Raw genomic sequence first — 12,193 nt, 5'->3', positions numbered from 1 at the left:
CAGTTTAGTACATTTCTATCCTATTTTATAACATACTAACCAAGTATAAAGCAGAAACACCAAATTGGGAATTCCCTCAACACTAGAAAGTATTAACATTCTAAGGATCTTGATGGTGTGATTGGGATTCCGAATGGGGAATATTTCCTTCTGTACTGTTGCATACTATTGGGCAAGAAGATGAGATTTGATATGGGATTGGGTGGTAAGATTTGTTTCGGAAAAAGAAGAGCGAGGAACAGCCCGAAAAGAGCTTTGAAACGATAGAACCTACGATACGTGACGTTTTTGACAAAGCAAAAAAATCAAGTGACTTTTCATCCATCACGCCTATCGCAAAAAACAATAGTATCTTACTGAGTTATTTCTCATCGTTAATTGATCAAAAAATTTTTCAGGAGTCCATTTTACCTTACTTAAAGGAACACTCTTCCGATATAAAAGAACTATCTGATGTAAAGGATATTATTCCAATAGAAGAAATTCAATTTTCAACAACACCAGATGAAATTGAAAAAGCACTTCATGAAGGCGCAATTGTTATTCAATTAAAAGATAAGCAGGAAGAATGTGCTGTTCTACGTATTGCAAATTCAAGGCTGGGACAGCGTGAGACAAATGAAACCGATAATGAATTTAATGTAATTGGGCCAAAGGTTGGATTTATCGAAGACCTGCCGACAAATCTTCATTTATTAAGAGAACACTTAGATACGCCAGATCTCATTTTCGAAGAAATGGTTGTAGGGTCAAGATCTCAGACAAAGGTTGTTCTGGCATTCATAGACGGAGTTACAAATCCAGAATATATAAATACGGCGAAACAACGGGTTATTGACCTTGATGTCGACACTGTGCACGATAATACACAACTAGAACTAATGATTACTGATCATTCGTCTACTCCGTTCCCATTATTTATTACGACTGAACGAGTAGATCGAACTGTAGCAGCGCTTTTATCTGGACAACTTGTACTCATCAGTGATAAATCTTCTTACGCAGTAATAGGTCCTGTTAATATAATGGACTTTTTTTCAAATCCTGAAGATTTTTATCTCCCTTCCGTGGTTGCATCCTTTTTCAAGTTAATTCGAATATTTGGGATATTGTTTTCTATTTTTGCTACTTCATTTTATGTAGCTGTATTAACCTACCATTTTGAAGTAATACCAAAGGATCTACTTGGTCCCCTTATTTTCTCAAGGGCAAACGTCCCCTTCCCTCCAGTTATTGAAGTTTTATTTTTAGAAATTACTATTGACCTCCTTAGAGAAGCAGGAGCGCGTCTTCCAACAAAGATTGGTCAAACCCTAGGGATAGTGGGGGGAATTGTAATTGGACAAGCAACTGTTGAGGCTGCACTGACAAGTAATATTTTATTAATTATTGTTGCCCTAGCAGCACTAGCTTCGTTCACTACACCTATCTATAAAATGTCGAATGCCGTTCGATTACTACGGTACCCATTTATCGTACTTGCTGCTATTTGGGGCGGTTTAGGAATCTATGTGGGAATACTCTTTTTAATTGGACATTTACTTCGTTTAAAATCTCTAGGTATTCCATACCTTGTCCCTCTATATCCATACCGAAAAGGTGGAGTGGTAGGTTCCTTTATTAGGCGAAAATATACTAATAACGATCAACGTCCGTGGTACCTTAGACCGTTAAGTAAAAAAAGATACACACCAGCATCAGACCAAGACCCTAAAGAAGGACTGAATTCAGAATAAAAATTTAGAATAAAGGCTGAGATTAGCTCATGGGTAAATGGAAAAAGACGATTGTATTTTTACTAGTTGCTTGTATGGTTAGCCTTGTTGGCTGTACTAGAACAAAAATCGTGGATAAATTGAGCATTATTCATGTTTATGGACTTGATTTAGATGATAAAGGGAAAGTGACTGGAACTGTATTATATCCTAATTATTCGAAAGATGAATCTAGTGATAATATACAGTATTTACAAGAGACAGATGAAGCAATCTCACTGTTAACACCGAGGATGGCAACACATACTACTACTCCAGTAGAATTAGCTAAAATGAGAGTAGTCGTAATTGGAAAAGAGTATGCAGAAACAGGAATAAGTGACCTCGTTGATAGAATTCTCGTAAATCCACGGGTGGGTACCAATATTCAGTTGGCCGCCTCTACACATTCTGCCGAGGAAACGCTTAAGGCACTAAAAAAACAAGGTGAATTAACATTGGCTGATCAAATCAGGCAAAATATGAATGGGCAAATAATTCCTTATATGAACCTCCATGTTTTTTTAAATCATTTTTATGGAGAAGGAATGGATCCATATGTACCAATGCTTACCCTTGACAAGAACAATAAAATACAAGTGGATCAAGTTGGGATTTTTAAAAAGGACAAGCTCAAATTACATCTTACTAGAATAGAATCGTTTATTTTCTCAGTACTTAAGGATGCTGGGACGCAAGGGACATATAAAATAAAACTAGATGAAAGTAATCGGCAGGAAATCATAATCGTTCAAGGAGTACACAGTACGCCTAATTGGGATTGGGTAAAAGATAAACAACAACTTAATCTTAGATTAGATTTCAAATGGACAATCACACACCATCCTACAAGTTATGACTTAGAACAGCCTGATGATATTGAGAAGTTGAAAAAGATTATAGTGGAGAATGTAAAAAAAGATATTGAGGATCTTTTAACTAAGTTTAAAGAAGAGGAAGTTGATCCTTTAGGGATTGGAAATATCGTTCGATCACAGGATCGATACTGGAATAAAGAAAATTTTTATGAACAATATCCCTCCTTACCGATAAATATAAAAATAAATTTAGAAATCATACATTCCGGCCTTCAAGGCTAGCTCTAGGATGATCAAAATGCATAGTAAAATAAGTGAAAATAAACAGGTTTCGGCTTTTTTTATATTTTTTTTAATTCATGCCGCGCAAACAGGGATCACTGTATTACGTTTTCAGGGCGAGATTGCGAAGGGAGCTGGCCATGAAGCATGGGTATCTGTACTATTATTAGGGCTATCTCTCCACCTATTGTTTTTCATGATGTTATATATAATCAAACAGTCTACAGATGGCGATATCCTCTCTTTTCATAAAGATGTTTTTGGAAAAGTTGTTGGTGGTGGCTTAAACATCCTAATGGGAGCCTATTTTTCTCTAGCTGCTATAACCGTAATGTATGGATATATAGATGCCCTTCAAATCTGGGTATTCGATGGAATTTTAAGTTGGGAATATGCTCTTCTATTATGTTTTTTAGTCTATTATCTAGTATCTGGAGGATTTCGAGTTATTACTGGAGTTGCTTTTTGGGGTGTAGTGCTACCAAGTGTATTGTTATTATCCCTTTTATATTTATTAGGGTTTGCTGAGACCTCATACCTATCACCTCTTTTAAAATATGGAATTAAAGATCATATGATCTCTGCTAAAGAAGCTGCTCCATTATATTTCGGATTCGAAACCGCTCTTGTATACTATCCGTTCATAAAAAATGGGAAAAAGGCAAAAAAGTGGGGGCATGCAGCCCTTCTATATACAACGATACTATATACACTGATAACCATCGTTACGTTTATGTTCTTTACTCAAGGGAAGCTCCAGCACCTAAAGTGGCCGACATTAACGATGATAAAAATTATTCAATTTCCCTTCTTAGAGAGATTTGAATTCATTTTCATATTCACATGGCTCTTGGTGATTTTTCCCGTCATTTGCATTTACATATGGTCTGCAACAAGAACGGTTAAGCATACTTTCCCTAAAATAAAACCCACTTTTATTCTGTTTTGTTTACTTGCCGTATGCTTTTATGTAAATAGCAATTTAATCGATATATTTTACACCCAGTTAATTAAGAAAATTTTTACGTATAGTGGTATTTTGTTTCTATTCGGCTACATCCCAGCCTTATTCATCATAAGCGTCGTGCGCAAACAATTTAAAAAGGCAAAATGAATATAGAGTTTGAAATCGAATTTGTGATGATAATATAAAACTAATGCCATAAAATGTCCAACTAAGCTCAATCCATTTAACGGATTTAGCTCTTTTTTATGATATTCTTTTACTTGTCGTGTCTTTTCCACAGCGAATAATATACAGCTGTGTATGAGTACGGTATAGCTGCTTACCACTAATAATTGGTGTAGACCATTGTTTACATTCAAAAAACACGTTTGGAACCTTTGTTTTTTTCGATATTCATAACCTTGAAATTATCAATCTATTCAGATGTTGTGGTATTTCATTTAAAGAACCCTACACGATTTTTTTGCAGTTTTATTGCTTTTCACATACTAATATATAGGTTACTATTCTAGACTTTGAGTCTCACATAAACTTAAGAACTACATTAGCAAAGACTAGCCCAATGGAAATTTTTAGTTATAATTGACTAATAAGCACGTATAATAAATTCGGAGTCAAAAGATAGGGAATGAAAGGGGAAGATTTTGATGTTAAAAAAATTCGCTGCAGATGCTTTAGGTTTATCGGATATCGGTAAAATTATTGGGCCTGAGGATTATGATAAAACAGATGCCGATGATTACATTAGGCATGAGGATAATGAAAAAATTTACTTCTTGATCAAGACAAAGGCTGATGAATACTGTTTCACAAACGTAGCGTTTATCCATGTTGATGGAGCAAATGCAGTATCTTCAAAACGCATGTTAAAGCGTTATCCATATTCTCAATATAAAATAACAAACGTGTTTCTTGAAACAGCTGGCAGAGTCGACTTAGATATTGAAATAAAGTTTAATTTAGGAAATCAAGCATTCAGTATAGATGTTGATAAAAGACAGATTGATAGATTAAATGATCTATATAAAGCACTAGTCTATATTTCTGAAGTTATTCATGAAAACAGCATCATGTATGATATGGCGGTAAATAGTCTAGACAAAGCCGTAACCGTGTTACATAACTCGAGACCTGCAGAAGTTCAACTAGCTGACGAGTATAAACAATTAACCGAGTACGGCTTCTCTTGGCTGTCATCTGCACGTGACCAATACCACCAAAAGGATTTTGGCGCTGTATTCGAAAAATATATTAATAACTAATACTTTAAAAAGAGGCATCCGACAAGCCACAATTAAGTGATAAATCGGATGCCTTTTGAAATTTGCCTCTACGGTTGTATGCTTCTTCGGAACTCAAGACCTTTTGCAGAATTGCGCGTGTTCATTCCGTACTTCATCAGGGATATGAAGGACTTTGCGGAGTAGCCAGCTCTTCATTCGAGACTTCATTACGCTTTTGAAGGACTTTCCAATCTCCCCTGCACTTCATTCGGGACTTCATCATGCTTATGAAGGACTTTCCGATCTCCCCTGCTCTTCATTCGAGACTTCATTACGATAACTTCCAATATATTTATAACAACTCTGAAAAAATCGGTGCCTGATTCCCAGTGTCGAAATTACACTGGGTGCCAGGCACCGATTCCGTTTTACTTCGTATAACGGTTTGCATAGGAAGAGGCTACGAAAGCATTCGGTTTGATTTTTGGTTCAACTCCGACCGCTTCCATCCTTGTGACCATTTCCTGCACAAATTCTCGTGTTTTGTTCCTTTTCCCTGCGCCGATATCTATATGCCCTTCCATTGTAAATGAGGCACCTTCGTATACATGCGGCAGCACAATATCAATGAGTTGAGTCTTTTTTTCCTCTGTAAATAATGAAACAATTTCCTCAGATAACGATAGTTCATAGGAAATTCGCTCATGCAAATGATCCATTCTTCTCGGGATAACCACTTTTCGGATACATGCCCACACACCTTTTCCTTCATTAAGTATCACAATTCCTGTTATAAAGGTAGTCTGCCTTGGATGTACCTGAGAGTCAGTACCAATGATGAGCCTGAATTTCCCACTAGGTTGGGATTGCATAAACTCTGTTATATGCTCAAAAACCCGTTCAAATGAGATTCGTTTTTCCTTCAAATTTTTAAATAAGTAGTGATTGTTTGAATTGTTTTTCATAAATTCAGATCACAACTTTCCCGGTCAGAGGATTGACCTGCTTTTTATACAGTTTATGACCGAGAATATAATAATGTGTGTTAAATGATGAATTGATACAAAAATCAGATGTCTTAATAGGGAAACACGCTATATTACCTCGGTTTTGATTATCTGTTTTACCCATTTTCACCTTTTAAATTTTAAACTAGATTCCTAAAATTCTAGAACACATAAAAATAAGATATGTAACGATTTAACATATACAAAAAAATGCCTAATCCCGAACTGCTAATGGATTAGACATTTTTTTCGAGGCTGTTTACTGCTCCCTCTCCCCTTCAATCTCAATAACTCCTTTTAAGTCGTCCTGCACACTTTCTTTGGCGAGAGGGACCTTTGAGCGGTATGCTGAACGGACAATAACATGTGCTGCAACGGGAGCCGTTAGAAATACGAATAAGATTCCTAAAAATAAACGAATACTAAAATAGCCTTCTAATATGAAAAAAAGAAACGTCCCTACTAATGTAAACAACACCCCAATGGTTGAACTCTTCGAAGCTGCGTGAGAGCGTGTATATACATCAGGCAAACGAATTAACCCAATTGAACTAAAGAAGCTAAAAATGGTTCCTACTAGAATAGAGAGGACGGCAAGTACTTCAATTACCTCAATCGGATTGTTTACGTCGTTCAATGACCACACCTCTTTCCATAAATGACGCAAATGAAATGGTACCTATAAACGACAGAATACCAATTAATAGGATTACTTCAAAAAAACCGGTGTTTCTCATAAATACCGAAAAAATTGCAACTCCTGAAATAATATTAATTCCTAATACATCGAGTGCTTGAACTCGATCCGGTGCCGATGGTCCCTTCACCAGACGATAAATAGTTGCAAAGATGGAGAAAGTAAGAAAACACAACGAAATTATCAAAATTGTTTCTATCATAACCGAGTCACCCTCTTAATCGCCGCTTCAAATTTCACTTGTGATCGTAAAACTGCATCACTTGATTCTGGAATATCCATAGCATGGATATAAAACTTTTTCTCATCGTGAGATACCTCAACAACAACCGAACCAGGAGTTAAGGTTAATAGCATGGCAAGCAAGGTTATTTCCAGGTCCCCTTCCAAATCTGTTTCCAAGGTGAATATGCCAGGCGTAATATTTATCTTTGGACGTAAAACTTGTTTCACCACTAAGACGCTGGAAGTAAACAATTCATGGATGAATACAAAAAATAGTTTGAGTATTGCAAGTAAGGTTATTAAATAAAATTGGTGTGGAAAGTACCTTCGCAAAATAAAAAGCACGATTAATCCAAACAAATATCCACTAAAAAAGGTTAAAACAGACCAATTATCCTGTAAGAACATCCATATGACACCAATGAACAAATTGATTAACACCTGCATGGGCATGACTACCACCCCTTTCTATAACTAAAGATTCACATATTCATTTATTCAACAAATGCACTACCGAGGACGGCTTCAATATAGATACTTGGATTCATGATGACTTCAACTGCAAGATCTACATACTCACTAATCGCTTCCGTACCTACCCCCAAGAAAATCGTCAAAAAGGTAAGGATTCCCATAGGCAGTAGCATTCCCTTTGTAGTCTCTTCTTCCTTCTCTTCTGGTACTTCTGTATAACCCCAGAAACCATTCATAAATATTTTCATAATCGAATACAGGACCATCAAGCTTGTAAGCAGACCTATTCCACCTAACCAAAAATATCCTGTTTCAAATGTACCTTCTGTGATAAAAATTTTCCCTAAAAATCCACTTAGAGGTGGAATGCCGGAAAGCGACAAGGCAGCAATGAAAAACATCCACCCAAATTGGGGATGCAACCTCATGAGACCACTAAACTCCCTTAGATTACTTGAGCCCGCTACATGAATAATGGTGCCAGCCAGTAGAAAAATAAGTGCCTTCACAATCATATCGTGGATCAAATAGTAGAGAGAGCCAGTCATACCTGCCGTCGTAAAAGAGGCAACACCTGCTAAGATGAACCCTACACCCACAACGACATTGTAGGTAATGATCCTTTTAATATCCCAATATGCAACCGCACCTATTGCGCCAAGAAGCATGGTTAGTGCGGCTAATATACCTATCAATAGATGTGTAATCCCAGGTTCATGATAAAAAACAAGTGTGAACACTCTTATAATGGCGTAAATCCCGACCTTCGTTAACAGCGCTGCAAAGAGTGCTGCAATCGCTGTTGGAGGCGCACTATAAGAACCTGGTAACCAAAAGAATAGTAACAAACCAGCTTTCAAACTAAAAACAAGTAAGAAAAGAATAGCTACAGTCGTCATAACTCCGTCTTGCCCAACTTCAGCAATTCGAACGGATAAGTGAGCAAGATTCAAAGTTCCCACCATTGCATATAGATAAGCTACTGCTACTAAAAATAAAAAAGATGAGATCAAATTGACCAAAATATATTTTATAGATTCCCGTAACTGAATTTTTGTACCACCTAGTGAAATTAATACATAGGAAGATACCAGCATTACCTCAAAGCACACAAACAAATTAAAAATATCTCCAGTTAGGAAAGAACCATTCACCCCAGTTAGCAAGAATAAAAATAACGGATAAAAATAAAATGACTCTCTTTCTTTCCCGATTGTGCGAAACGAATATAATAAACAACATAACGTTACAATACTTGTTACCAAGACCAAAATCGCCGATAGCATATCTGCCACCATGCTGACCCCAAATGGCGCTTCCCAGCCACCTAAATGGAGAACCTGAATCCCCTCTGTTCTGATTTGTTGAATCATACATACAGATACAATACCTATTGCAGTAGTTGCAATGACACTAATCATTCTCTGTAATTTTATATTTTTTCGAAAAATAACCATTATCATCCCTAATATGATCGGAATGACAATTGGAAATATGACTAAATTATCCATCGTTTTTACCTCTCAATTGCTCCGTATTATCTGTACCCAATTCCTTATATGCACGGTAACTTAGCACTAAAAATAGAGCTGTTGTTGCGAAATTGATTACAATCGCAGTTAATAATAGAGCTTGTGGCAGTGAATCGGCATATGACAAACCATCTATCCCAAGTAATGGAGGTCCACCTTTTTTTAATCCCCCCATGGTTATAATAAGTAAATTCACTCCATGGCCTAATATAGAAGTTCCTAAAATGATTCGTAATAGAGTTTTAGATAAAATAAGATAAATTCCGATAGCAAACAAAATTCCAACTAGAATAGACATAAGAGTTTCCATTATCGATCATCACCAATACTCATTATAATTGTGAGCGAAGTTCCAATGACTGCCAGGGCAACGCCTACGTCAAATAAAACCGCTGTTGCTAACTCTGTCTTTCCGAAGACCGGAAGTTCAAAATAACCAAAGGTTTGTGTTAAAAATGGTGCATCAAAAAGCAAGCTTCCCAATCCAGTACCAACTGCTATTAAAACTCCAATTGCCGCAACCACCTTAAAATCAAGGGGAAGGTTTTTACGAACTGTCTCAATGTCGAAGGTCAAGAACAGTAACACGAGTGCAGCTGAGAAGGTCAACCCACCAATGAATCCACCGCCCGGATGATGATGGCCAGAAACAAAAAGGTTAATAGCAAATGTAAAGATAATAATAACAGCAACTTTCGTTACACTTCTAATGATGACATCATTCGGCTCCTTCATTCTGACCCTCCTCCTTAGCTAATCGTAGTTTAATTAATGAATATACTCCTAGTCCTGCAATGGTTAATACGAGGATCTCTAGCATCGTATCTATCCCACGGAAATCTACGAGGATTGCATTTACAATATTCTTTGCACCAGCTAATTCGTAGGAATTCTCATAGTATGTCGAAATGGAATCAAAAAGGCGATTTCCATTTACTGACAAAGCAACAATTGTTACAACTGCTCCAGCTCCAATCGAAATAATAGCATTCGAAAGCTTGAACGGAATCCGACTAATCTCCTTACGCATTCTGGGTAAATGATAAAAACACAATAAGAACAATGCTGTAGTTACCGTTTCTACAACTAATTGAGTTAATGCTAAATCCGGAGCTCGAAATAAAACAAAGAAAAATGAAACTAAGAATCCAAGTGCCCCCACTGCAACAATGGAAGTAATTCTTGATTTAGAAAATAGTACCGTCACAGCCGATACGACAGCGACAAGCATGATTGCCATTTCAAATAAAGTTACAGGTGCGTCAGTTGAGGAATCAAATGATACACCATCAAAAAGCCAAATTGATCCTCCAACAAGAAGGATGATAAAGCCAAATATATACACAATATAATCACGGATAAAGCCTGTCATGTAAAAATCAGTAAAAGCCTCAGAGAAGTTCTCCGCCTTCTCTATACTGGAATTATAAAAGTTATTTAGCGTAAGTGACTGAGGGTATGCCAAATATATTCGGTACCATTTTCTAATATTTAGATAGAGGAATGCACCTAAAATAACTACCCCAATCGTCATCCACAATTCTATGTTCCACCCATGCCATGCACTAATTTTCAACTCTAGCACTTCCGCTTCAGAAAGGCTTGGTAATATAGAGGTAAGTGCTGGTTTTAGTAAATAGTTCGAAAGTAAATTAGGGAAAAAGAAAACAATAAGTACTAGCGATCCTAGAATAAGTGGAGAAATAAGCATCCCAATTGGGGCTTCATGTACGACCCTATCACTTCCAAGCCTATACTTCCCTATAAATGTTTTAAATACGAGGATCATACAATACACAAAGGTAAAAACACTGGCTACCCAAGCTACAATTGGAATGAGTATACCAACCGTCTCCAAGTGAAAGATGTTCATCTTTGAAGCATTTACGACAGCAGTAAAGAACATCTCTTTACTTAAGAATCCATTAAACGGAGGTAGTCCTGCCATCGAGAAGCTACCTATTACTGTTAGAGTAAAAGAAATAGGCATGAGATGGATAAGACCACCAAGTCTACGAATATCACGTGTCCCTGTTTCATGGTCAATTATTCCAACCACCATAAAAAGACATCCCTTAAAAGTCGAGTGATTTACCATGTGAAAAATGGCAGCTAGAACTGCTGCGCCATATACAGCTGTTTCATCTCCTAATCCGAAATACATAGCTGCGGATCCCAGTCCAAGTAGGCTCATGATTAATCCAAGCTGACTAATCGTCGAATAAGCTAAAAGCGCTTTTAAGTCTGTTTGCCTTACAGCAGTAATCGAACCATATATTAATGTGATAAGTCCAATTCCTGAAACCAACCCAAACCAAACAGAAGAACCACCGAAAATGGGTGTCAATCTTGCAACTAAATAGATCCCCGCTTTTACCATTGTCGCTGAGTGTAGATATGCACTTATTGGGGTAGGTGCTTCCATTGCATCAGGAAGCCAAATGCTGAATGGAAACTGAGCAGATTTTGTAAATGCTCCGATTAAAAGTAAAATCATAGCAGGAACAAACAAATGATTTGAAGTAATCGTCTCTACGTTTTCGAGCATTTCTCGAATGCTATAGGTACCGGTCATGCTTGAGACCATGATAAGACCTGCTAGCATAGCTAATCCACCAAAAATCGTAATAAGCATAGATTTTTGGGCACCATATCGTGATTTTTCTCGCTCATACCAATACGCAATTAAAAGGAAGGAAGATACACTTGTCATTTCCCAAAATACATATAAAACAATGATATTATCCGAAAATACTAATCCGAGCATTGCTCCCATGAACATTAGTAAATATACATAGAAATTATGCAGCGCTTCTCTTTTTTTAGACATATAGTAGATCGAATACAAGATAACCAAGGCTCCAATTCCCGAAATTAATAATCCGAACGTTAAACTTAGACCATCAATATAAGTGATAAAATTAATATTATAGGAAGGAAGCCATGCAACACTTGCTGTAAAGGTATCCCCGTTTGCAATTTTGGGGATAAAAGTTACCAAATAAGCAAATATCAGAAGTGGTACGAAGAAAACAAACCAGCCTGTGTGTATACGCGAATTAAACTTTCTATATATGAAAGGAATAAATAAGGCAAAAATAAACGGTACCATTATGGAAAAGTGAATCCAATACATGTTGAATCGCCTCCTTATAAACGGATAAATTTACAAATTAAAGGAAATAGCCATAATCAATTGACTCATTTTGTAGCA

The 12,193-nt window shown here is 36.7% G+C and carries 12 protein-coding genes; 4 read left to right on the top strand and 8 right to left on the bottom strand.

The genetic code is table 11. The features are described from left to right. Window positions 1-212 precede the first annotated feature (212 nt). The 4 genes from ACWNMY_RS14570 to ACWNMY_RS14555 all read left to right on the top strand — a co-directional run bounded on the left by ACWNMY_RS14570 (window position 213) and on the right by ACWNMY_RS14555 (window position 5,083). On the top strand, window positions 213-1,736 hold the full coding sequence (locus tag ACWNMY_RS14570) for a spore germination protein (RefSeq protein WP_449538991.1): 1,524 nt from the start codon (window positions 213-215) through the stop codon (window positions 1,734-1,736). 29 nt (window positions 1,737-1,765) lie between these two features. After that, window positions 1,766-2,854: a Ger(x)C family spore germination protein gene (locus tag ACWNMY_RS14565; protein ID WP_449538990.1), complete on the top strand. Its 1,089-nt coding sequence runs from the start codon at window positions 1,766-1,768 to the stop codon at window positions 2,852-2,854. A 16-nt stretch (window positions 2,855-2,870) separates the two neighbouring features. Then, a complete protein-coding gene (locus ACWNMY_RS14560) occupies window positions 2,871-3,968 on the top strand; it encodes a GerAB/ArcD/ProY family transporter (protein ID WP_449538989.1) in 1,098 nt (365 codons plus the stop codon). Window positions 3,969-4,468: 500 nt separating this feature from the next. Continuing rightward, a complete protein-coding gene (locus ACWNMY_RS14555) occupies window positions 4,469-5,083 on the top strand; it encodes a PH domain-containing protein (RefSeq protein ID WP_449538988.1) in 615 nt (204 codons plus the stop codon). Between the two features lie 389 nt (window positions 5,084-5,472). On the opposite strand, the gene ACWNMY_RS14550 is transcribed toward ACWNMY_RS14555, so the two are convergent. The 8 genes from ACWNMY_RS14550 to ACWNMY_RS14515 form a co-directional block, all read right to left on the bottom strand. After that, window positions 5,473-6,009, bottom strand: coding sequence for a ribonuclease H-like YkuK family protein (locus ACWNMY_RS14550; protein ID WP_449538987.1), 537 nt, complete (start codon window positions 6,007-6,009; stop codon window positions 5,473-5,475). 301 nt (window positions 6,010-6,310) lie between these two features. After that, complete coding sequence (mnhG, locus tag ACWNMY_RS14545) at window positions 6,311-6,688, bottom strand: monovalent cation/H(+) antiporter subunit G (protein WP_449538986.1); 378 nt, start codon at window positions 6,686-6,688, stop codon at window positions 6,311-6,313. After that, window positions 6,663-6,950, bottom strand: coding sequence for a Na(+)/H(+) antiporter subunit F1 (locus ACWNMY_RS14540; protein ID WP_449538985.1), 288 nt, complete (start codon window positions 6,948-6,950; stop codon window positions 6,663-6,665). The genes mnhG and ACWNMY_RS14540 overlap by 26 nt, the downstream gene beginning before the upstream one ends. Continuing rightward, window positions 6,947-7,426 carry a Na+/H+ antiporter subunit E gene (locus ACWNMY_RS14535; protein ID WP_449538984.1) on the bottom strand — a complete coding sequence of 160 codons (480 nt, stop codon included), beginning with the start codon at window positions 7,424-7,426 and terminating at the stop codon, window positions 6,947-6,949. The genes ACWNMY_RS14540 and ACWNMY_RS14535 overlap by 4 nt, the downstream gene beginning before the upstream one ends. A 41-nt stretch (window positions 7,427-7,467) precedes the next feature. Then, window positions 7,468-8,958, bottom strand: coding sequence for a Na+/H+ antiporter subunit D (locus tag ACWNMY_RS14530; RefSeq protein WP_449538983.1), 1,491 nt, complete (start codon window positions 8,956-8,958; stop codon window positions 7,468-7,470). Then, window positions 8,951-9,289: a Na(+)/H(+) antiporter subunit C gene (locus ACWNMY_RS14525; protein ID WP_449538982.1), complete on the bottom strand. Its 339-nt coding sequence runs from the start codon at window positions 9,287-9,289 to the stop codon at window positions 8,951-8,953. Before ACWNMY_RS14525 ends, ACWNMY_RS14530 begins: the two co-directional genes overlap by 8 nt. Then, the gene (locus tag ACWNMY_RS14520; RefSeq protein WP_449538981.1) at window positions 9,289-9,714 is read right to left on the bottom strand and encodes a Na(+)/H(+) antiporter subunit B; all 426 of its coding nucleotides are present in this window, start codon (window positions 9,712-9,714) and stop codon (window positions 9,289-9,291) included. Before ACWNMY_RS14520 ends, ACWNMY_RS14525 begins: the two co-directional genes overlap by 1 nt. Next, window positions 9,698-12,115, bottom strand: coding sequence for a Na+/H+ antiporter subunit A (locus ACWNMY_RS14515; protein ID WP_449538980.1), 2,418 nt, complete (start codon window positions 12,113-12,115; stop codon window positions 9,698-9,700). Before ACWNMY_RS14515 ends, ACWNMY_RS14520 begins: the two co-directional genes overlap by 17 nt. Window positions 12,116-12,193 lie beyond the last annotated feature (78 nt).

This window comes from Ferdinandcohnia sp. Marseille-Q9671, assembly GCF_976954385.1.
The sequence above is the reverse complement of the archived record's forward strand: the minus strand, read 5'-3'. Positions and strand labels throughout refer to the sequence as shown.